The following is a 21,416-nucleotide window of genomic DNA, read 5'->3' as shown; positions in this document are numbered from 1 at the left end:
GTCAGCCGGCCTTCTTCCGTGCGGTGGCGGGGTCGAGCACCAGCGCGCCGATGGCGGCGCCCTGGACGAGGTGGTGGACGAGGTCGTGCATCGCGGCCTCGCGGCGGCGCAGCTCGCGCAGGTGGGCGGCGGCCGCGGTGAGCGTCGCCTCGACCGAGGCGATCTGATCAGGCGGGAGGCGCGGCACGGGCCAGGCGCGCCAATCGGCGGCCGGACTCTGTAGGTGGTCGATCCACGCCGCGAGCGCGTGCGGCCCGATGCCGGCGTGCTCACTGAGCCGGACGACGGCACTCGGGCTGCGTATGAGGGCGCCGCCGACCTCGTCGACGAGCGCGTAGGGCCGCGGGGTCGCGGTGACCACCACGTCGCCCGGCTCGGTGCGCTGCGCGCGGTCGTAGTGCTGCGCCGCGACGAGTGGGTCGATGCGCCGCTCCGGTTCGGTGGGGTCGGCGGACAGGATGCGCGTCGTCCCGGACGGCTCGGTGTGCTCATCGGCGATGCGGGAGCCACGCACGCGGCGGGCGGCGCGTTCGTCGAGCATCTGGCCGAGCGAGCGTGGCGGGGGTGCGGGCTCGTCACGGCCGGGCAGGACGAGGACGTCGAACCCGGGCACAGGGTCGCTGGTCTGCAGCGACGCGGCTGTGAGCGCGTCGCGGTGCCCGAGGTCCGCGCCACGCAGCGGCGCCGGGGCCATGCCGGGCGGGACCAGCGGGTTCCCCGCTGCGACGCGGTCATAGCGCAGGGCGCGCCCGTACCGAAACCGGCGGGCCCGGGACTGTGCGAGCGCACCGAGCACGTCGTCGACCACGTCGCCGACGTTCACGGCCTTCCCGGTGACGTCGGCAACGAGCGGGGACCGCTCCTCGCGGGTGCTCTGCAGCACCCACAGGCCGAGGGCCTGCCGGTGCGCCCCGCGCCACCAGCCGCGCGGCAGTCGCACCGTCGCCACAAGGTTGCCCACGTCGAGCGTGGCGCGGCGCCGGCGCAGGATCTCGCCTCGGACCTCGTCGCAGAGCACCGAGGACGGGCCAAGGACGATCGCCACGCTGCCGCCCGCGAGCCCGTCGGCGATGTCGTCGACGCGATCAAGCACCTCGTCGTCGCCGAGCCCCACCAGCGCGGCGACGTGCACGACGCTCGCAGCCGCCTCGGCCGTCGAGACGCCGCGGATCATGAGGCGACGCCGCAGCTCGCGGTCGTGCGGCGTGACGACGATAGCGTCCTCGCCGAGCGCACCGGCCACGGCGTCGGGCGCGTCGAGCACGACAGCCCCTGCACCGAGGTACTGCGCGCAGGCACGGGCGACCACGCCGAGTAGGTCGACCGCGTCCCGCGTGAGGCCGCGCTCCCCGAGCTCGCGCCCGAGCCTGCTCGACAGGAGGCGGTCCAGGGCATCGCCGGGGCCGAATGCCGACTCCCACAGTCCGTCGACGTACTCACGCAGCGCATGGGACGCGGCCGCCGAGGCCGCCTCCGACGCGAGAACTCGGTCTTGCGGGTCGACGCTCGCGACGAGCGCACCGATCTCGTACCGGGTGAGGTCGGCGAGGTCGTCACCTGACTGGGACCGCAGCGCGAGCAGAGCCACCGCGTCCTCGAGGACGGCATCGTCCGGAGGAGTGAGCGCGGGCGCGTCGAGAGACGCGTCGGAGTTTCGACCCCGGCCTGTCGCGGACAGCCAGGCCATCACCTCGTCGCTGTCGAACCGCTCGACCCCTGCGGTCGACGCGACCGCGGCCGGAAACGGGTGGAGCGCGCCGTGCACGGTCGCGCGTCGGCACCAGTTCGTCACCGCCTGGCGCGTCACGCCAGCGGCGATCGCGATGTCGCGCTTCGTCAGGGTCCCGCCCATGCTTCCCACCTCCTCATCGCACTGACCATATCCCCATCCGGTGTCCGCCATCGCCTCAGCACTGTTTAGTGGGCTACACATAGACAAGCATTGCCAGCAGCGGAACGGGGCATCACCGTTGGTCCCGTCGCCACGTCCGGCGGCCCAACAGGAAGGAGCAAGGCCATGAACCACGTCCCCACCGGTGCCCAGCTCGACGAAACCGGCCGCGTGCTGCTCGTGCACGACCTTTCCATCGACGACAGCGCCGTTGTCCGCGAGGCGCGACGCTGGACAGGCGGTGTCCGCGCGCAGGCCGTCGACGACGAGTCGGCGCTCGCAGGCGCCGACGTCACCGCGTTCGCGACCGAGGCCCTCACCCTCGGCGCCCGTGCGCTCGCCGCGACGGGCCAGACCGTCGAGGCCCGGGCGCTGGAGCGGATGGTGGCCGACGTAGGCACCCAGACCGCCGCCGCGACGACCACCGCCGCCGAGCTCACCGCCCGCGCGGCGAAGACCGCGACCGACAGCATGTCCAAGGCCACCGATGAGGCCCGCAAGGCCATCGTCGAGGCCGACCGCACCACCCGCGATGAACTGACGGCCGCCGTCACCGCCGCCAAGTCCCAGCTCCTCGACGAAACCCGTCGACTGTTCGCGGGCGAAAGCCCCGAACTGCTTGAGCGCCTCCAGCCCGTTCTCACGTCGTTCGGCACACAGCTCGAGAAGCAGGTCAACGACGGCGCCCGGCAACTGCTCCAGCAGGCTGCCAAGCACCTCGACCCCGCTGACCCGACCTCGCCGATCGCCCGGCACGCCGCCGCCCTGACCGAGCAGCATCAGCACCTCGCCACGCGGCTGGAGGCGCAGAACCTCGAGCTCGGCCGCAAGGTCGACGAGCTCGCCAACCAGATCAAGGTGCAGGACGCCCGCACGCGGGTCGCGCAAGTGACACCCATCAAGGGCGGCGCGTTCGAGAGCCGGCTGCACGCGATCATGCACGACGTCGCGGCCGGCCTCGGCGACGCATACGACGACACGACGACCGCCGTCGGCGCTCTGCCGAACAGCAAGAAGGGCGACGGCGTGCTGGCCGTCACCGGTGAGGACGCGAACGTCGTCCTCGAGATGACCGACTCCACGCGCAAGGGCTGGAGCGACTACCTCGAGATGGCCGAGCGCAACCGCCGTGCCCAGGCGTCGCTCGGCATCGTGCGCACCGTCGAGCAGAACGCCGGGCAATCGGTGCGCGTCCTCGGGCCGCGTCGCGTCGTGCTCGCGTTCGACCCCGACGTCGACGAGCCCGACCTGCTGCGCACCGTCGTCCTGCTGCTGCGGACCGTGGCGATCACGTCGGCCCGCAGCACCGGCGGAGGCGCCGAGATCGTGGCGGCGCAGGAGCGGGTCACTGCCGCGATCGAGCACCTTGAGAAGCTCGACGCGATCAAGAAGTCGGCCGCCGCGATCACGAAGCAGGCCGCCTCGATCGAGTCGGGTTGCACGCTCGTCACGGGCGGGATCCGGCGGCTGCTGGACGAGGCGCTCGCCGCCCTCGCCGGCACGGGCACCGACACCCCCGACGCCCCGTCGGTGGAACACGCCGCGTGACCTGCCGGGCACGCGCGAGGATCCCCCTCGCGCGTGCGAGCCGTCGTCCGAGGTAAGAGAGATGCTGGGGCTACGAGACCGTCAGGAATGGCACAGGGGTCAGGCGCAAGCGAAGTCGTGAGGCGAAGGCGGAGGTACCGTCCCTCATCAAGTCATCGAGGCCGAGGTCGTCACCGGGCCCGTCGGCCGGCGGACGCCACGACGGAAGACGCAGGGCGCTCCCTCGCACAACGGCTCCTGACACCCGGCAGGCGGTGACCAGTGGTCGTGGTGACGATCGCGAACGGTGCGCCCGAGCCGCACGCCGACGTCCGCTCGCTCGTGGACGACCTGCGCGGACTCGCAAAGGTCGGCATGATGGCGACGTTCGACGTGTCGTGGGCGTTCTCCTCGCAGGTGCCGCCGCAGACACAGGTCCACGGCAGCGCGTCGCGGGCCAAGCCGACCGACCACGACTGGGTACCCACGCCCCGCACCACGCCGCTGCCGTCCGCACGCCGAGCGTGAACGCGAGCGCGCGACTGACCAGCTCGTCGGCGACGCAATCGCGCGGCTTCCGATTATGCCGGCGCTGGTGAGGACGGTCGGAGGCATGCGCGACGCCTTCTGCGGCTGGTAGAGGTCTGCGGCCACGGCGGCGGCCTCCGTCGCGGCCGGCTCGGCAGGTTCACGACCGAAGAGTGCGACACGCGACCGGTTCTCGGGGCTGCTCGACCGCGGGCCCGGTCACACAGCCCGCTAGGGTATTTCGCATGCGAAGTGACGATCCGACGACGGTGGACTCCGAGGAGCTGCGGATCCAGATCCCGGCGGGCGGCTGGGTCGTCGGCACGGTGCGCAAGCCCACCGACGAGCCGCCGCGCGGCGTCGTGGTGATCCACCCAGCGACGGCGGTGCCCGAGCGTCTGTACAGGGGGTTCGCGGAGTTCCTCGCCGCCCAAGGGTACGTGGCCATCACGTACGACTACCGCGGCACGGGCCGGTCGGGCAGCCCGCGCGAGCATCGCGGCCTGCGCATGCGGGACTGGATGTCCGACGACGTCCCCGCGGTCGCGGCGTGGGCGCGCCCGCGGTTCGGCGACGTGCCGCAGCTGGCGATCGGGCACAGCATCGGCGGGCACGCGCTGGCCCTGGGGAACGGCTCGCGGGGGCTGGCCGGGTTCGTCACGGTCGCGTCGCACGTGGCGGCGACGTCCACGATCCCCGACCGCGCCGAGCGGGCGCGCGTCCGGCTGATCCTGCGGGCGCTCGGCCCCGCGACGGCGCGGGTGCTCGGCTACGTCCCCGGGCGTCGGCTGAGCCTCGGCGAGGACATGCCTTCCGCCGCGATGCTCGAGTGGAGCCGCTGGACGACGATGCCGCACTACTTCTTCGACGACCCGACCATGACCGCCACCGCGGACGCCGCGCGCGTCACCGGCGACGTCCTCGCGGTCGGCTTCACCGACGACCCGTGGGCCACGCCCGCCCAGATCGACGCGATCACCGACCACCTGACGTCCGCCAACATCGAACGCCGCACGTGGAGCCCCGCCGACGGCGGCGTGGACGCGATCGGGCACCTGGGCTTCTTCCGCCGCGGCCTGCGCGACACGCTGTGGCCCGAGCTCCTCGCCTGGCTCGACGCCCGCGCCGACGCCGCGCCGACGCAGGAGGACGGGAACGTCCGCTTCCGCGCCAGGAAGCCGCGCCGATGACGCGCCGCCCGCCGCGGCTGGTGTTCCTCACCACCGCGGCGGAGCGCCAGATGCGGCGCTGGATCGCGCGACGCGGCGGCGCGCACGCCGCCGGGAGCAGCGCCGGGAACGGCGGCCAAGGATTCGGCGCCCCCGCCGCCGGCGTGCTGCTGCACCTCGCCGACCACCCCGGCGCGACGATCGGCGAGGTCACCACCGCCCTGCAGGCCTCCCCCGCCGGCACCAGCGGCTTGCTCGCCCGCATGGAGCGCGCCGACCTCGTGCGCCGCCGCACCGACCCCGACGACCGGCGCACCGTCCGCCTGGACCTCACGCCCACCGGCGCAGAGGCACTGGCCGACGTCCGCGCCGCGCTCGCCGAGCTGAACGACCGCCTGACCGACGGCTTCACCCCCGACGAGCTGGCCGTCGTCGCCCGCTGGCTCGAGCACGCCGCGCGCACGCTCGCCTAGCAGCCGGACCGCCATGACCGCCGGCGGACCGCCCTCAGGCGCGGTCGTGCCCGGCGTCGGTTCCGGCGAGGAGCTTGTCCGCCTGGTCCCGCGACAGGCCCATCGCCAGGGCCGTGTCGCGCAGCATCGCCGGGGTGACGTCGTCCTCGACGAAGTCGTACTCGGACAGGTCCTCGGGGACCTGCCCGATGCGCGGCCAGTCCGGATGTGCTGGCATGCGCAGCCGTGCGGCGGCGAGCTCGACCAGGTCCTGGATCTCACGCACCACCGCGTCCGCGAGCTGCTGGGGGGTCGTGGCCGTGCCGCCACGCGGAGTCCAGCTCGATCTCGACGTCGACGGTCCGCCGCCGTCGCCGCACCCGCACGTCTCCCGAGGGGCGCGGCGTCACGAACGGGTACACCCGGAGGGTCGCGCGGCCGCTGCGCTCCCACCAGGCACGCCAGCCCGCGTCGGCATTGAGGGCCTCGCAGAACGTCAGCTCCGCCCAGGTGCTGGCCGCCGGGTGGGGTACCGCCATGTCGAACCCGTACCCTGCGTCGAGCCAGTCGGTGCTCTCCTCGTCGGTCGGATCGAGCTCGAACACCTCGCCCGTGCGGTCGTCGTACGCCTCCTCGACGAGCGCGAGCAGCAGCTCGCCGTCCGCCATCTGCCACGGTCTCGCGGCGAGCACGGCCGGGTCCGCGACCACGGCCTCCCACGCCGCCCGACCGGCGCCGACCACCGCGCAGCGGTGTAGAGGAACACGTCGTCGGACATCGGGAGCTCTGCGCCCAGCGGGTCGTCGACGTCCCGTACCAGTTGTCCCCGGTGCACGTCGGTGTCCAGGGCCTTCAGCGCCGCGCGGAAGTGGTCGCCGAACGCCGTCATGCGCGCCGGTCGCAGCCTGGTCAGCGCCTCCCCGAGCGGGGCCAACGCGCCCTCGTCGACGCGCCCGTCCGTCAGGGACACGAGCTCCCAGAACGCGTCCGCCGACATCGACGACCGACCTGCGCCTGCCGCACCCAGGGTCCACTTCACCGTTGCTCGTCTCCGTCGTCCGGCCGGCCAGGACCGCGGCACGCGCGCACGGCGGCCCGATCCTCGGGGGAGGACGCTCCCCAGGACAAGCCCGGCGACCCGGCGGCAGAAAGTTCACCCGTGTCCTCGGCAACGACAGACCGCAGCGTCGCCGATGCTGTGAGGATGCTGAATTCGGCCGCCGGGGACGGCGGGGCGACGACGCCCACTTCCCCCTCCGAAGGACGACCTACCGCACACGGCCGGCGGTCGCACGGCTCCGGGAGCGTGCGTCGCGCGGCACGGCTGTCGGCGTCCGGCGCGGCGACCGCGCTGGTGCTCACCAGCCTGGTGGCGGTGGGCCCGACGGCGACGGCGGCTCCCACCCCCGACTGCGCGGCGCCGTTCCCGGTCTCCGACGTGGTGAGCGGGGCTCCGGTCACCGGGCTGACGGTCAGCAAGGGCACCACCCCGCAGTCGTTCACCGGCGAGGTGCTCGGCGTCCTGTCGGACGGCATCGCCCCCGACCTGGACATGATCGTCGCGGAGCTCCACTCCCCGGCGATCGACGCGGCGGGCGGCATCTGGCAGGGCATGTCGGGGTCGCCGGTGTACGCGGAGGACGGGCGGCTGATCGGCGCGGTCGCGTACGGCCTCGCCTTCGGCAGCTCCCCCGTCGCGGGCATCACGCCCTACGAGGACATGCAGGGCTACCTCGGCGCCGCGAAGGCCGCCCCCGAGGTGGCGGTGGGGACCCGCCTGGCGACGCGCATCGCGGCCGAGACCGACGTGACGCGGACGGAGGCCGCCCAGGGCCTGCGGCAGCTGCCGATGCCGATGGGGGTCGGCGGGATCGACCTGACGCGCGCCCGCACAGCGGTCAAGGCAGCCGGCGGCAGCGAGCTGGTGACCCCGGACTCCTACCGGATCGGCCGGTCCAGCAGCGCGACGGCCGCCGGCATCGACACCGTGGTCGCCGGGGGCAACGTCGCCGCGGTGCTGTCGCACGGCGACATCACCCTCGCCGGCGTCGGCACCGCGACCTCGGTGTGCGGCGACCGGGTGGTCGCGTTCGGGCACCCGCTGAACTTCACCGGCAGGGCGCGCCTGGGGCTGGCGGCCGCGGACGCGGTCTACGTCCAGGAGGACCCGTTGGGCGTGCCGTTCAAGGTGGCGAACGTCGGCGAGGTCGGCGGCACCGTCACCGACGACCGCCTGGCCGGGATCGCCGGCACCTTCGGCGCCTCCCCCACACCGACGCCGATCACGTCGAAGGTGACCTACCACGGCAGGTCGCGCACCGGCACGACGCAGGTGCTGGCGCCGTCCGCCCTCGCGGACGTCACGCTCCTCGCCGGGGTGGCGAACCACGACCGGGTGGTGGACGGGACCATCGGCGGGTCGGAGACCCAGGCGTGGACGATCACCGGGACCCGCAGCGGCACCCCGTTCCGGCTGCGGTACGCCGACCGGTACCGGTCGGCGGACGACATCGGCTCCACGGGCGCCTTCGACCTCCCGGCCGTCGTGGCCACGCTCTCGTCCGTTTCGAACGTGAGGCTCACCGGGGTGACCAACGAGGTCAGTGTGAGCGACAACGCGCGCCGGTACCGGGTCGCGAAGATTCAGCAGCGCACCGGCGGCCGCTGGGTCGACGTGACGGGCAAGACGGCCAAGGTCCGCGCCGGCAAGACCCTGGTCCTCCGCACCCAGGTGGTCGGCTCGGAGGGCGTCACGCGGTCGTTCTTCCGCGAGGAATTCACCATCCCGAAGCGCCTCAAGGGCAAGAGCGGCGTGGTCACCGTGGTGGGCGGCAACACCTTCCAGGACGAGTTCTACGACGCCACGTCGTTCGACGGGGTCCAGAAGCTGCTGAAGGGCAACCTGCGCAACGACGAGGCCCGGCTCAGCCTCGTCATCGGCTCCGGCAGGACCGCCTTCGAGCGGACCCGGACGTCCGACATCACGACCCGCGTCGTGTACGGGCAGAAGCAGCTGCGGGTCCGCGTGGTGTCGTGAGCCGCCCTGGCACTCCTCACCCCTGTCGGTCGCTTTCGACCCCTATCCGGAAGGTCGCCCCGAACCCGGTGCCCACGACGCGGAAGGTCCGTTGGTCGGGGCGATCCGGGACGACACCGGCTGCCTGGACCTCGGCCCCGGCCTCTGGTCGGGCGAGCGTACGCAGCGTGCCCTGGTCGGCGGACGAACGGGTTCCCAGATACTTCTCGCCCGTGTGCACGTACAGCTCCCAAGGGTCCCCGGGGAAGACTTGCACGTAGTACTGCTTGCGGAAGACGACGTTGTCTGAGAAGCCGATCCCGTAGGAGTCGCGTTCGCCCACGTAGACGTCGAGCCGGAACACCAGGCCCTGGACGCTCGCTCCCGGGGCGCGATCGCCTACGCCGGTCGTGAAGGCGGCGTCGATCCAGCCCTCCCACACGAGGCGATCGGGTCCGGCCCAGCCGGTCGTCCGGTCGCCGAACTCCGCCAGCGGCTTGCGAAGCTCCCCCTCGAGGTCAGGGAGGTCGTCCATCAGGTCGGCCCGGCGGAACGGCCCGTAGCAGTTCTCGGACTCGGAGTCCTGGTGCATGAGCTCGAAGTCCACGAATCGCGGCTTGATCGACACGCCGAGATAGAACTCGCTCCGGCCGAAGAGGTCGCCTCCACGGCTGATCTCGGCCGCGTCCAGCCAGAGGGACACCTTGTGGGAGCCGTGGAAGAAACGCATCGCGATCTCATAGGCTTCTCGGGACGTCACCAGGGAGTCCGCTCCGCCGTGGCACTTGTGCACGAAGGTGCGGGGCGCTCCGGGCAGCTGGGCGGACGCCTGCTTGACGAGTCCGTCGCTGCGGTTCGTCGCCAGGCTCCCTTCGTCGGTCAACGTGCTCCACCGGTTGGCGGCCGAGGCGACAGCGGGCCCGTAGGTGCGGTAGTTGGTACCGACGACCGTCAGGACACGGGAGACGTCGAAGCAGGTCGCCCAGCGGGTGAACTCGGCCTTCGTCGGGTCGAACGCAGAAAGCTCGTCCTCCGCGCCGGCGACCGGCGGGAGCATTCGCAGCAGCCAGTCCGGCGCACGTTGGAACGCGATCCCGCGGTGCGGAGTGCCCAGCGTGACCACCCGGTGGACCAGGTCGAAGGCCGATCCTTCCCGTGCCTGGTGCATGCGCCTCAGGCCCTCGCGGACCACCAGCCCACCCATGCTGTGAGCGACGATGTCCACGCCGGTGAAGTTCTCGCCATGGCGCCGCGCCGAACGTTCGATCAGCTCCACGAGCCTCCGGAGCCCCTCGCCGTAGCGGGCGAGCGCGCGCGGCCGCAGGTCGTAGTACCTGTAGACCCAGATCGTGCCGCCTACTCCCGAGGCAAGGACCCGCTCCTCCATCTCGGGATGGAGGACCACGGTGCCCCGGACGTCGTCCTCTGTGAGACTTCGCAGCTCGGTCGGGGGGACGACGTCCTCGGGGTAGTAACCCACGACGTTGGTCGCGTCCGTGTATCGATAGGCCGTGGACTTGAGCGCTCGAAGGACGAATCCTTCATAGATGTAGTTGTCGCCGCTGCGCCCCGGATAGACCGAACCGTCGTTGAATCCCTGATAGGGATTGCCCTGCACCTCGGTAAGGTCAGGTCCGCCGAATCCGCGCACGAGTACCAATGGTCGTATCGGCTCCACAGCGACACCCCCAGCGCCATAGGCCCGTGAGGTCACGCGGCCTCTCACGATCGTAGGTCTGCACCGACATTCGATTGGTCGCACAGCGAGGGTGAAGTGTCGACCTGGCACTCTGCCTCATGCTCGAATCACCGGACGACCCGACGTTCCCTGCACGGGAATTCACCCGGCCTCTTGCCCTGAATTCTCTGCAACAACGTTGTGCGAAGCACACGGTCGACCGCACGATCATGAGGGGGCACGTCAGTCGAACTCGCCGAGGGGGCCGACATGCGAAATCTCGTGCTGGACGCCGCGGTGTCGTGCGTCGCCCTGTTGCTCGTGACCTCCGGATCGCCTCCGCCGCAAGCAGTGTGCGCGACGGCCGCGTCGCTCACCGCCGCGGCGCTTCCGGTCCGTGCCGTGGACCACATCAAGTCCAACGAGGATATCGAGCAGTGCGCGACGGAGTATGCAGCCGCCAGGGCCGCCGTCGACACCTCCGCCGCACTCGCGGCCAGGGCTGATGCTCTGCGCGAGAGCGCAGACTGGCCCGCTGCGCTGGCCGCGGCCCACGAGGCGCTGGCGGTCGATGCCGCGAACAAGACTGCCAACGAGGTCGCCGAGGCGGCGTCCGAGCAGATGCTCCCGCCACCACCTGGGCCGCTGGAGCGAATGGCGCAGGCGTGGACGTCGTTCACGGACGTGATGAAGTCCCTCGGGCAGTCGTTCCTCGTCCTGGCCGGAGTCATCGCCGTTCTCCTGCTCGCCGCGCGTGCGCTCACGCCGCTCGGTGACTGGCCCGTGCTCAGCGCCCGACGACGGAGCTTCCTGGCATGCTCAGGGATCGTCTCGATCGTCGTGTCCGCATTGTTGCTGACGTGGGGCCCGGCACTGGCCTTCGACGCAAGCGGCGCCATCACCGAGCCGGTCGGGTCCCGTCTGCTCAGGATTGCGCTCGGAGTGCTCGCCGCATCCACGCTGGTGACCATCGTTGCAGCCGTCCGGCCGTGGTCCCCGGATCGTCGGTTCGTCCGCAAGCTCTTGTCCGACCGGTGGTTGGCGTGGACGTGCTCCGTCGTGTTCGGCGCGCCGCTGGCCCTTCTCATCTGCCTCGTGACTGCCGTCCTTCGGAGCGCGGGATACATCGTGCTGAGCGGCATCGCCGGAGCGATGGTCGGTATGTTCGCCGTGGGAACCTGGCTGGCGACACGTCTCCGGGTCACCATCACCGCGACGCGCAGCGACGGCGCCGTGTCCGCTGTCGACGCCGCGCACGTGGCCGCGCTCGTCTGCGATCTTGGTGCCACGCCTGGTCGCGGGCTGGAAGTACCTCGTGGGAGTGACGTATCAGCTCTCGACAACGCCCTCGACGGAATCCCCGGGGGGAAGGCCGCCACGATCGCGTACCGCTTCCTGCGGACCGTGCTGGGCACCTCCCCGTGGAACGTGCTGGTCGACGCCGCGACGCAGGACAAGATCTCCGTCGTGGTCACGCGGAACGGCAACCAGGTGACGTCCGCCGACGTGGAGAGGGACGCCCTTCGACTGGGCGCGGAGGATCTGAAGGAGTACGACGCTGCCGACGTGACCGTCGACCTGCACCGGTTCGCCGCGGCGACTCTCCTGGTCGCCCTCGCCGAGGCATACCCGGACGACTTCGCCGGGCTCGGGGGCGCCCGCGACTGGCGCAGCCTCGGTCTGCACTACGTGGCGACCACGGACCTTCGCGAGAAGGAGAAGGCTCAACCGTTCGTCCTGGGCAACGCCGTCGACCTCGACCCTCGCAACTGGCTCGCCCAGGTCGCGCACCGTCGGTCGATCTATCGCTGGTCGACGAGCCCCGAAGAGATCCGTCGCTATCGCGACTGGCTCACCTATGCACTCGACAACGCCAGGGAGGCGGGGTTCTTGGCCGTTGCTCCCGGCGAGACCGGGGGCGATCTCGATGCGCACACGCCCTACACGCTCCTCCGGCTCCGCGCGCTGTACACGCGCGTGGCGCTGACGATCAACTACGAGTTCGCGCTCCGGAACGAGAGGCGCGGAGTGTCGGGCCCATCGATTCTCCGCCAGGCACCGGTCGAGTTCACCGCGACCGACAAGCGGTACCTCGATGCCCTCATGGATGCGCTCGACGCGGTAGACGAGCCCAAGGCCAAGAACACGAACAAAGCCAAAGACACGGCCAAGGACACGGCCAACCCTGAGGGCAAGGGCAAGGGCAAGGGCAAGGGCAAGGGCAAGGGCAAGGGCAAGGGCAAGGGCAAGGGCAAGGGCAAGGGCAAGGGCAAGGGCAAGGGCAAGGGTCACGATCGAGGGAAAAGCTCAGATGCCAGCAGGCTCGCAGAAGAACTTCGGGTGCCGGCTTCGGCGATGCAACGACTCATCGACAAATGGCTGAGCAAGCAGGGCGGTCCTCATGTGGACGGCGGGCTCCAGCTCCTCGCCAAGCAGGCCCGTCACGAGCTGGAACATGCACGCGCCGACGACACCGATCTCCTCGCTGCGCTGGGGGCGCTCGAGGAAGATCTGAAGAAGCCCCATCAGACCTGGTCCGGGGCGCAGCGTCGGCTCCAAGGATTCCGCGATCCCGTGGGCGAAGAGGCCGACGACAGAGGCCGCGAACGCCTGATCGCCGATCTGGCCCAGGCGTTCGGGTATGAGCCGGGAATGCGATACACGCTCACCACCCTCGGATCGGACGCACAACCGGTCGAGACGTTGCGACGCTTCGTGACAGAGCGTCTCGGCGAGGTCGACCGGACACGTGTCCTGACACGTGCGGCCCGCGCGCAGATCGGCCGCCGCCGTCGCGCGCTGAAATCGGCGCTGGACACGCTGGATGCGGAGCTGGACCAGCTCGGTCGCGGGGATCACGAGGCTTCCCCGCCATTGTCGGCCGGTCCCGATCCATCCCCCCACGCATCCGTCGCCTGGACCACCTCGGCGCACTACGCCTATGCCTGCTACCTGGCAAGCAGGCCACAACCTGCTCAGGACGCGGCGGTGAGCCGCCTGACCTTTGCGGTCCGGTCCCGACGCGACCTTGCAGCGTGGTACGTGAACGACCCACAGCTCCATGACCTGCTGCAGGTGCCAGAAGTACGGACCAGGCTGCACCACGAGCTCGGCGACGACCCCCGGTCGTCGCTGCTCGACGTCGGGTCGATGGAGCCTTGCCGCTCCGCGCTCAGGAAGGCGGGCCTGACCTCGTCGGAGGCGATGGCGAGCCTGCCCGCCGCCAGCCTCGCGGAACGCCTCTCGCTCACGCCCACCCTCGCCCACCACGTGCGGGGTCTCGCTCAGATGCACATCTCGCTCGCGCACGGCCTTCCGTCTCAGCGCGCCATGGCGGTCGAGATCCTGGACGACCTCGACCGGCGCGGGTTCAGCTCGCTCTCCAGCCTCGGGAACCTCTCGGGCCGGGACCGCAGCACGCTGGCCGAGGAGATCACGGCCCATTTCTCTGGACCCGAGAAGCTGCTGAAAGGGCTCGACGCGGAGGAGCTGCGGACGGAGCTGGCCTCCTGGCTGGCCGGCATGTGCTCCGCTGCCCCAGGAAGACGATGGCCCGGAACCGCGGCAGTCCGCGGTTCCGGGCCATCGACCAGACGATCTGGTCCGACCGGGTGGGTCAGAAGTTGATCATGTGCCCCACGATGCCGTGGATGGACTCCTGCACGGCCTCGGAGAGCGTGGGGTGCGTGTGCACGTTGCGCGCGACCTCGTCGGCGGTGAGGTCCCACTTCTGCGCGAGGGTGAGCTCGGGCAGCATCTCGGAGACGTCCGGGCCGATCATGTGGGCGCCGAGCAGCTCGTTGTACTTGGCGTCGGCGACGATCTTGACGAACCCGGTGGGGTCGCCGAGGCCGTGGGCCTTGCCGTTGGCCATGAACGGGAAGGACGCGACCTTGACGTCGTAGCCCTCGTCCTTGGCCTGCTGCTCGGTGAGGCCGAACGACGCGACCTGCGGGGAGCAGAACGTGGCGCGCGGCATCATGCGGTAGTCGCCCAGAGTCATGGTCTCGGCGCCACCGATGGTCTCGGCGGCGACGACGCCCTGCGCCTCCGCGACGTGCGCCAGCATGAGCTTGGCGGTGACGTCGCCGATGGCGAAGATGTGCGGCACGTTGGTGCGCATGTGATCGTCGATGGCGATGGCGCCGCGCTCGGTGAGCTGCACGCCGGTGTTCTCGAGGCCGAAGCCCTCGACGTTCGGCGCGAAGCCGACGGCGGACAGGACCTTGTCGACGACGAGCTCGCCGGGCTTGTCGTCCTTGACGCCCTTGTAGCTGACGGTGACGGACGAGCCGTTGTCCTTGATGGTCTGGACGGCGGTGGACGTCAGGATCTTGACGCCCATCTTCTTGTACTGCTTCGCGATCTCCTTGGAGACGTCTGCGTCCTCGTTGGGGAGGGCACGGTCGAGGAACTCGATGATCGTGACGTCCACGCCGTAGTTCTTCAGGACGTAGCCGAACTCCATGCCGATGGCGCCGGCGCCGACGATGGCGATCGACTTCGGCAGCTCGCGCGTCATGATCTGCTTCTCGTAGGTCACGACGTTCTCGGAGAGCTCGACGCCCGGCAGCAGGCGCACCTGCGAGCCGGTCGCGATGATGACGTTGTCGAACGTCACCGTCTCGGTGCCGCCCTTGTTGAGCGCGACCTCGATCGTGTGCGCGTCGCGGAAGGTGCCGCGGCCGTCGTACTCGGCGATCTTGTTCTTCTTCATGAGGAAGTGGACGCCCTTGACCCGGCCGTCCGCGACCTCGCGGGACCGGTCGAACGCCTTGCCGAAGTCGAACGTCACGTCACCGGACATGCCGAAGAAGTCGGCCTGGTGCGTGAAGATGTGCGACAGCTCCGCGTTGCGCAGCAGGGCCTTGGAGGGGATGCAGCCCACGTTGAGGCAGACACCACCCCAGTACTTCTCCTCGATGATGGCGACGGACTTGCCGAGCTGGGCCGCGCGGATCGCGGCGACATAGCCGCCGGGGCCAGCCCCGAGGAGGACGACGTCGTAGTGGGAAGCCATGGGCCCAGCCTATTCGCGCGCGCCACCGGTTGCGGCGTGACGTCCGTCGCACCTTCACCGGGGGTCGGGCCACGGGTTCAGCGGACCGTGTCGACCCCGAGGTTCGCGAGCTCGTCGGCCCGCTCGTTGCCGGGGTCTCCGGCGTGCCCCTTGACCCACACCCAGCGCACGTCGTGCTTGGTGACCTCGGCGTCGAGCGCCTGCCAGAGGTCCACGTTCTTCACCGGCTTCTTGGCGGCGGTGGTCCAGCCGTTGCGCTTCCACCCCGCGATCCAGGTGCGCATGCCGTTCATCACGTACGACGAGTCGACGTGGATCACGACGGTGCTGGGCCGCTTCAGGGCGCGCAGCCCCTCGACGACGGCGGTGAGCTCCATCCGGTTGTTCGTCGTGAGCGGGTCGCCGCCGTAGAGCTCCTTGGAGTGCTCGCCCGAGCGCATCAGCGCGCCCCAGCCGCCGAGCCCGGGGTTGCCCTTGCAGGCGCCGTCGGTCCACATCTCGACCAGGGGCTTGTCGTTCTCGTCAGGCACGCGCCCACCCTACGTTCCTGGAGCTCCGGGACGATGTCGGACGGCGCGCGTAGCGTCGGCCGGACATCCCTCGCAGACTTCCGGTGACGATCAAGGAGACGCGCATGAGGTTCGGGTTCGTCGGCAGCTTCGGCTCCCCGCAGCAGATGGTCACGCTCGCGCGCGAGTGCGAGGAGCACGGCTGGGACGGCTTCTTCAGCTGGGACGGCCTGAGCATGGCCGACTGGGGCGGCGAGTCCCTCACGGCGTGGGACCCGTTCGCGATCCTCGCGGGCGCCGCGGCCGTGACGGAGCGGATCTCCCTGGGAGCGATGGTCTTCGCGGTGCCGCGGCACCGGGCGTGGGAGCTGGCGCAGCGCGCTCTCACCGTCGACCACCTCTCGGGCGGGCGGCTCGTGCTGCCGGCGGGCGTCGGCGTGCTCGACGACCGCGGGTTCACGTCCGTCCCCGGGCAGGTCACGGACCTGCGGGAGCGGGCGGCGAAGCTCGACGAGACGCTCGAGTTCCTGCGCCGGTCGTGGTCGGGCGAGCAGCTCGAGGCCGACGGCGAGCACGTGCGCACCGGGCCGTTCCGGTTCGCCGCTCCCCCGGTCCACGGCCACATCCCCGTGTGGCCCGTCGGCGTCTGGGACGCGCAGCGACCGCCGCTGAGGAACCTGCGGCGGACGCTGCGCTGGGACGGCATCGTCGCGCAGGTGCGCGGCGCCACCCCCGAGGAGGCGGAGGCGGGTCCCGACGCCGTCCGCGAGCTCGCCGCGTGGATCGCCGAGCAGCGCGCGACCGACGGCGACCAGGGCGCCGGGACGTTCGACATCGTCGCCTCCGGGCTGCTGCCCGACGACCGCGGCGCAGCCCGCGAGCAGGCGCGGGCGATGGCCGACGCCGGCGCCACCTGGTTCATCGACTCCTGGTGGGACCCGGCCGCAGCCACGCCGGAGGGGCTGCTCGATCGCGCACGGCAGGGACCGCCGCAGCTCTGACCGTCCGGGCGCACGGCCCACCGGTGGACACCGGGCATCGCCAATGATTCAATGCGTTGACTCATTAGTGATAGCCCGCCCGCTCCCGGAGGTTCGGATGTTCGCTGGTGTCCTCGTCGCGGCGCTGGTCGCGGTGGCCCTGCCCGCGGTGCTCGTCGCGTTGGTGCTGTGGCTCGTGACCCGCCGGTCGTCGGACGACGGCGGCCCCGCCCGCGCAGCCCGTCGGCACGAGCTGCTGGTCTCGTCGGTCGCGCTCGGCGCCGCAGTCGTGTGCGCGGTCGTGCTGCTGGCCCAGCCGGTCGTCTGGCCGCAGTGGGCCCCCGCGCCCGGGCTGCTCCAGGCCGTCGCGCCCTTCTCGGTCGCCCTGGTGTTCTGCGCCGTGCGAGCAGTCGGCGAGCGGACGTGGCCCCGGCCGCGCGGCGAGGTCCGCTCGGCCCCGCTGACCCGTCGCACCGTCGGGTCGCTCGGCGGCGCGCGCCTCAAGGCCGTCCTGGCGACCGCCGGGGCGTTCGCCGTCGTCCTGGTGGCCTGCGGCCTGACCGCCGACGGGTCCGGCCGCGCGTTCCCGACCGGCCCGGTGACGATGGCCGGCGGCGGGGTCCTCACCGGTTCCTCGGGCCCCTACCCCGGCTGGCCCTACGGCGCGGCGATGCTGCTGGGCCTCGCTGCCACCCTCGCGGCGACGTGGGCCACGCTCCGCGCGATCGTGCGCCGCCCGCCCCTGCACGGCGTCCCCGCGGCGCACGACGACGCCGTGCGCGCGACGAGCGCCACCCGCCTCCTGGGCGCCGTGCAGCTGTGCCTCGGCGTCGGGCTCGGCGTCACCCTCGCCATGGGCGGGAGCGCCGTCCGCTCCGGGGGCGAGAACCTGTTGCTCAACGGCACCCCCGACCACGGCCTGGTCGCCCTCGGCACGACCGTGACCGTCCTGGGCCTCGCCGCCGCCGTCGCCTCGATCGTCGTCGGGCTGCTTGCCGCGCGGCCCCGCGCGGCGTCCGCAGCGACGGCCGTCGCGGCCCCGGCCGCCGCATGAGCGACATCGTCGTCTCGCTGGCGTCGCCGGTGCCGGTCTACGAGCAGATCCGCGCTCAGGTGGCCGCGGCGGTCGCCGTCGGCACGCTGACGCCGGGCGACCGGCTGCCCGCGTCACGGGACCTCGCCCGCGACCTCGGCATCGCCGTCGGCACCGTGCAGCGCGCGTACCGCGAGCTGGAGGCGGGCGGCGTCGTCGTCTCCCGCCGCCGCACGGGCACGGTCGTCGCACCCGCGGCCCGCGCGGGCGCAGCCGCCGGGACGGGCGGGACCGCTCCCCCGCCCGCCGGGATCGTGGCGGGGGCCCGCGCCCTCGTCGCGGACGCGCGCGCCGCCGGCCTGTCCGACGACGCCGTGCTCGACGTCGTCCGCGGCGCCCTCGCCGCACCCGCCGACCCGCCCGGGAACGCGACCGGAAATGCATCGAGCGTGCCGGCTTGATCCTCAACCAGCTCGGGTGAGGAACAAGTCAGCACGCTCGACGCGGCGGGGCGGTGTCAGCCGACGGGGCGCGCCGGCTCGATCGGGACGCTCGGCAGGTGCTTGGCCGGCAGGGTCTTGGGCCGCCAGGCCGCGCGCTCGGCCTCGAAGGCCGCGATGTCGTCCTCGTGCTGCAGCGTGAGGCCGATGTCGTCGAGGCCCTCCATGAGGCGCCAGCGCGTGTAGTCGTCGATCTGGAACGGCACGGTGACGTCGTCGGCGTGCGCGGTGCGCGCCTCGAGGTCCACGGTCACCTCGGTGCCGGGCTTGGTCTCGAGGATCTTCCAGAGGATCTCGATGTCCTCCTGCGCGACGACGCCGGCCACGAGGCCCTGCTTGCCCGAGTTGCCGCGGAAGATGTCCGCGAACCGGGGCGCGAGCACCACGCGGAAGCCGTAGTCCTTGAGCGCCCAGACGGCGTGCTCGCGGGACGAGCCGGTGCCGAAGTCGGGGCCGGCGACCAGCACCGAGCCGGACTTGTAGGCGTCCTGGTTGAGGACGAACGACGGGTCGCCGCGCCAGGCGGCGAACAGCGCGTCCTCGAAGCCCGTGCGGGTGACGCGCTTGAGGTAGACGGCGGGGATGATCTGGTCGGTGTCGACGTTGCTGCGGCGCAGCGGCACCCCGACGCCCGTGTGGGTGGTGAACTTCTCCATGACGATCTCCTGGACGATCTTCTGCGACGGGGTGGGGTCAGACGAAGGACGGGGCGGACAGCGGCGCCAGCGGGGTGCCGTCGAACGTCGTGAGGTCGACCTCGCCCTCGAACTCGAGGTCGGCGACCGACGACAGCGTGCCGCGCACGGCGGTCGCGGCGGCGACGAGCGGCGACACGAGGTGCGTGCGCCCGCCCTTGCCCTGGCGGCCCTCGAAGTTGCGGTTCGACGTCGACGCGGCGCGCTCGCCCGGGGCGAGCTGGTCCGGGTTCATGCCGAGGCACATCGAGCAGCCGGCGTTGCGCCACTCCGCGCCGAACTCCTTGAAGATGACGTCCAGGCCCTCGGCCTCGGCCTGCAGGCGCACGCGGGCCGACGCGGGCACGACGAGCACGCGCACGTCGTCCGCCTTCTGGCGGCCCTGAAGGACCTTGGCCACCGAGCGCAGGTCCTCGATGCGGCCGTTGGTGCAGGAGCCGATGAAGACGGTGTCGACCTTGATGTCGCGCAGCGGGGTGCCGCCCTCGAGGCCCATGTACTCCAGCGCGCGCTCGGCCGCGACGCGGTCGCCCGCGTCGGCGATCTCGGCCGGCACCGGCACGGACGCCGACAGCGGCAGGCCCTGGCCGGGGTTGGTGCCCCAGGTGACGAACGGCTCGAGGTCGGCCGCCTCCAGCACGACCTCGGCGTCGAACTCGGCGTCGTCGTCGCTGCGCAGCGTGGACCAGTACTCGACGGCGGCGTCCCAGTCCTCGCCCTCGGGGGCGTGCGGACGCCCCTGGAGGTAGTCGAACGTGGTCTGGTCGGGGGCGATCATGCCCGCGCGGGCGCCGGCCTCGATGGACATGTTGCAGATGGTCATCCGCGCCTCCATCGACAGCTTGCGGATGGCCTCGCCGCGGTACTCGAGCACGTAGCCCTGGCCGCCGCCGGTGCCGATCTTGGCGATGATCGCCAGGATGATGTCCTTGCTGGTGGCGCCCGGGGGCAGCTCGCCGTTCACCGTGATCGCCATCGTCTTGAACGGGGCGAGCGGCAGCGTCTGGGTGGCGAGCACGTGCTCGACCTCGGAGGTGCCGATGCCGAACGCCAGCGCGCCGAACGCGCCGTGCGTGGAGGTGTGCGAGTCGCCGCAGACCACGGTGAGGCCGGGCATCGTCAGGCCGAGCTGCGGGCCCACCTGGTGCACGATGCCCTGGTCGGCGTCGCCGAGGGAGTGGATCCGAACGCCGAACTCGCGCGCGTTGTTGCGCAGCGTGTCGATCTGCGTGCGGCTGGTGAGGTCCGCGATCGGCAGGTCGATGTCGAGCGTCGGGGTGTTGTGGTCCTCGGTCGCGATCGTCAGGTCGGGACGACGGACGGGACGCCCGGCGAGGCGCAGGCCCTCGAACGCCTGCGGGCTGGTCACCTCGTGCACGAGGTGCAGGTCGATGTAGAGGAGGTCGGGTGCCCCGTCGCTGCCACGGCGCACCAGGTGCGCCTCCCAGACCTTCTCCGCCAGCGTGCCGGCCATCATGAGCTCCTCGTCCGCCGCGTCCCGCGGCCGTCGTGCGTGTGCGTGTGTCTCGGTCGATACCGCCGCGTCGGACCCGCAAGGCTCGGTCCGCGAGACGGTTCCGTCCAGTGAGATGCGGTCCTCGACTTGCAATCTCAGTGGGCGAGACGCCAATATCGTCCTATGGACGATACTAGCGGAGTCGGCGTACTGGACAAGGCCGCGTCCGTGCTGGGCGCACTGGAGGCGGGCCCCGCCACCCTGGCGCAGCTGGTCTCATCGACCGGGCTCGCCCGCCCCACGGCGCACCGGCTGGCCGTCGCGCTCGAGCACCACCGGCTCGTGGGCCGCGACATGCAGGGGCGCTTCGTGCTCGGGCCGCGCCTCAACGAGCTCGCGACAGCGGCCGGCGAGGACCGCCTCCTCGCCGCGGCCAACCCCGTGCTGACCGCGCTGCGCGACCACACGGGCGAGAGCGCGCAGCTCTACCGGCGCCAGGGCGACCACCGCGTCTGCGTGGCCGCCGCCGAGCGCCCCGTCGGCCTGCGCGACTCGATCCCCGTGGGCGCCACCCTCACGATGCACGCGGGCTCCGCCGCGCAGATCCTCCTCGCCTGGGAGGAGCCGGACCGCCTGCACCGCGGCCTGCGCGAGGCCGTCTTCACCGCGACGATCCTCTCCGGCGTCCGCCGCCGCGGGTGGGCGCAGTCGGTGTCCGAGCGCGAGCTCGGCGTCGCCTCCGTCTCGGCGCCCGTGCGCGGGCCCTCGGGTCGCGTCGTGGCATCCGTGTCCGTCTCCGGCCCGGTCGAGCGGCTCACCCGCCAGCCCGGTCGCCTGCACTCCGCCGCCGTCGTCTCCGCCGCCAACCGCCTGACCGAGGTGCTCCGCCGCGCGGGCGAGTGAGCCCCTCCCCCTCCTGACCTCCACCAGGAGGCCCCGGGCCCGGCCGCCGCGTACCCACG

General features: G+C 71.9%; 18 protein-coding genes and 1 pseudogene. 10 read left to right on the top strand and 9 right to left on the bottom strand.

Features of this window, described 5'->3' with window-relative positions; translation table 11 throughout:
* Nucleotide 1 precedes the first annotated feature (1 nt).
* Nucleotides 2–2,779: a hypothetical protein gene (locus ACFWDO_RS03835; RefSeq protein ID WP_380316160.1), complete on the bottom strand. Its 2,778-nt coding sequence runs from the start codon at nucleotides 2,777–2,779 to the stop codon at nucleotides 2–4.
* Here ACFWDO_RS03835 and ACFWDO_RS03830 point away from each other — a divergent pair, their 5' ends adjacent.
* From ACFWDO_RS03830 to ACFWDO_RS03815, 4 genes are all read left to right on the top strand, one after another.
* Entirely contained in the window at nucleotides 2,780–3,439 is a 660-nt protein-coding gene (locus tag ACFWDO_RS03830; protein WP_380316157.1) for a hypothetical protein, read from the top strand.
* A 270-nt stretch (nucleotides 3,440–3,709) separates the two neighbouring features.
* Nucleotides 3,710–3,946, top strand: a complete 237-nt coding sequence (locus tag ACFWDO_RS03825) for a hypothetical protein (protein WP_380316154.1) — start codon at nucleotides 3,710–3,712, stop codon at nucleotides 3,944–3,946.
* A gap of 245 nt (nucleotides 3,947–4,191) precedes the next feature.
* Complete coding sequence (locus ACFWDO_RS03820; RefSeq protein WP_380316151.1) at nucleotides 4,192–5,136, top strand: alpha/beta fold hydrolase; 945 nt, start codon at nucleotides 4,192–4,194, stop codon at nucleotides 5,134–5,136.
* Complete coding sequence (locus ACFWDO_RS03815; RefSeq protein ID WP_380316148.1) at nucleotides 5,133–5,588, top strand: MarR family winged helix-turn-helix transcriptional regulator; 456 nt, start codon at nucleotides 5,133–5,135, stop codon at nucleotides 5,586–5,588. The genes ACFWDO_RS03820 and ACFWDO_RS03815 overlap by 4 nt, the downstream gene beginning before the upstream one ends.
* Nucleotides 5,589–5,622: 34 nt before the next feature.
* Here the strand turns inward: ACFWDO_RS03815 and ACFWDO_RS03810 are convergent, their stop codons facing one another.
* The 3 genes and pseudogenes from ACFWDO_RS03810 to ACFWDO_RS03800 form a co-directional block, all read right to left on the bottom strand.
* Nucleotides 5,623–5,853 carry a hypothetical protein gene (locus ACFWDO_RS03810; RefSeq protein ID WP_380316140.1) on the bottom strand — a complete coding sequence of 77 codons (231 nt, stop codon included), beginning with the start codon at nucleotides 5,851–5,853 and terminating at the stop codon, nucleotides 5,623–5,625.
* Nucleotides 5,846–6,310 carry a hypothetical protein gene (locus ACFWDO_RS03805; RefSeq protein WP_380316246.1) on the bottom strand — a complete coding sequence of 155 codons (465 nt, stop codon included), beginning with the start codon at nucleotides 6,308–6,310 and terminating at the stop codon, nucleotides 5,846–5,848. Before ACFWDO_RS03805 ends, ACFWDO_RS03810 begins: the two co-directional genes overlap by 8 nt.
* Nucleotides 6,311–6,330: 20 nt before the next feature.
* Nucleotides 6,331–6,564 (bottom strand): annotated as a pseudogene (locus ACFWDO_RS03800) (DUF4240 domain-containing protein); the annotation flags it as partial.
* A 309-nt stretch (nucleotides 6,565–6,873) separates the two neighbouring features.
* Here ACFWDO_RS03800 and ACFWDO_RS03795 point away from each other — a divergent pair.
* Nucleotides 6,874–8,604, top strand: a complete 1,731-nt coding sequence (locus tag ACFWDO_RS03795) for a SpoIVB peptidase S55 domain-containing protein (RefSeq protein WP_380316137.1) — start codon at nucleotides 6,874–6,876, stop codon at nucleotides 8,602–8,604.
* Between the two features lie 16 nt (nucleotides 8,605–8,620).
* On the opposite strand, the gene ACFWDO_RS03790 is transcribed toward ACFWDO_RS03795, so the two are convergent.
* On the bottom strand, nucleotides 8,621–10,201 hold the full coding sequence (locus ACFWDO_RS03790; RefSeq protein WP_380316134.1) for an esterase/lipase family protein: 1,581 nt from the start codon (nucleotides 10,199–10,201) through the stop codon (nucleotides 8,621–8,623).
* Between the two features lie 330 nt (nucleotides 10,202–10,531).
* Here ACFWDO_RS03790 and ACFWDO_RS03785 point away from each other — a divergent pair, with 330 nt between their 5' ends.
* Nucleotides 10,532–13,888, top strand: coding sequence for a hypothetical protein (locus ACFWDO_RS03785; RefSeq protein WP_380346799.1), 3,357 nt, complete (start codon nucleotides 10,532–10,534; stop codon nucleotides 13,886–13,888).
* On the opposite strand, the gene lpdA is transcribed toward ACFWDO_RS03785, so the two are convergent.
* The gene (lpdA, locus tag ACFWDO_RS03780; protein WP_380325836.1) at nucleotides 13,878–15,281 is read right to left on the bottom strand and encodes a dihydrolipoyl dehydrogenase; all 1,404 of its coding nucleotides are present in this window, start codon (nucleotides 15,279–15,281) and stop codon (nucleotides 13,878–13,880) included. The two genes, ACFWDO_RS03785 and lpdA, sit on opposite strands and share 11 nt — an antisense overlap.
* A 77-nt stretch (nucleotides 15,282–15,358) precedes the next feature.
* Nucleotides 15,359–15,778: a ribonuclease HI gene (gene rnhA / locus ACFWDO_RS03775; protein ID WP_380325854.1), complete on the bottom strand. Its 420-nt coding sequence runs from the start codon at nucleotides 15,776–15,778 to the stop codon at nucleotides 15,359–15,361.
* A 137-nt stretch (nucleotides 15,779–15,915) separates the two neighbouring features.
* On the opposite strand from rnhA, the gene ACFWDO_RS03770 reads away from it, so the two are divergent.
* The 3 genes from ACFWDO_RS03770 (at nucleotide 15,916) to ACFWDO_RS03760 (ending at nucleotide 18,264) form a co-directional block, all read left to right on the top strand.
* A complete protein-coding gene (locus ACFWDO_RS03770; protein WP_380325839.1) occupies nucleotides 15,916–16,791 on the top strand; it encodes an LLM class flavin-dependent oxidoreductase in 876 nt (291 codons plus the stop codon).
* Nucleotides 16,792–16,888: 97 nt separating this feature from the next.
* A complete protein-coding gene (locus ACFWDO_RS03765; protein WP_380325842.1) occupies nucleotides 16,889–17,824 on the top strand; it encodes a hypothetical protein in 936 nt (311 codons plus the stop codon).
* Nucleotides 17,821–18,264, top strand: coding sequence for a GntR family transcriptional regulator (locus tag ACFWDO_RS03760; protein ID WP_380325845.1), 444 nt, complete (start codon nucleotides 17,821–17,823; stop codon nucleotides 18,262–18,264). The genes ACFWDO_RS03765 and ACFWDO_RS03760 overlap by 4 nt, the downstream gene beginning before the upstream one ends.
* Before the next feature lie 56 nt (nucleotides 18,265–18,320).
* Here ACFWDO_RS03760 and leuD read toward each other — a convergent pair whose 3' ends face one another.
* The gene (gene leuD / locus ACFWDO_RS03755) at nucleotides 18,321–18,959 is read right to left on the bottom strand and encodes a 3-isopropylmalate dehydratase small subunit (protein WP_380325848.1); all 639 of its coding nucleotides are present in this window, start codon (nucleotides 18,957–18,959) and stop codon (nucleotides 18,321–18,323) included.
* A 37-nt stretch (nucleotides 18,960–18,996) separates the two neighbouring features.
* Complete coding sequence (gene leuC / locus ACFWDO_RS03750) at nucleotides 18,997–20,472, bottom strand: 3-isopropylmalate dehydratase large subunit (protein WP_380325851.1); 1,476 nt, start codon at nucleotides 20,470–20,472, stop codon at nucleotides 18,997–18,999.
* Between the two features lie 165 nt (nucleotides 20,473–20,637).
* On the opposite strand from leuC, the gene ACFWDO_RS03745 reads away from it, so the two are divergent.
* Entirely contained in the window at nucleotides 20,638–21,357 is a 720-nt protein-coding gene (locus tag ACFWDO_RS03745) for an IclR family transcriptional regulator (protein WP_079574616.1), read from the top strand.
* The last annotated feature ends 59 nt before the right edge of the window (nucleotides 21,358–21,416 follow it).

It is taken from the genome of Isoptericola sp. NPDC060185 (genome assembly GCF_042728595.1).
Taxonomy (GTDB): domain Bacteria; phylum Actinomycetota; class Actinomycetes; order Actinomycetales; family Cellulomonadaceae; genus Isoptericola.
The sequence above is the reverse complement of the archived record's forward strand: the minus strand, read 5'-3'. Positions and strand labels throughout refer to the sequence as shown.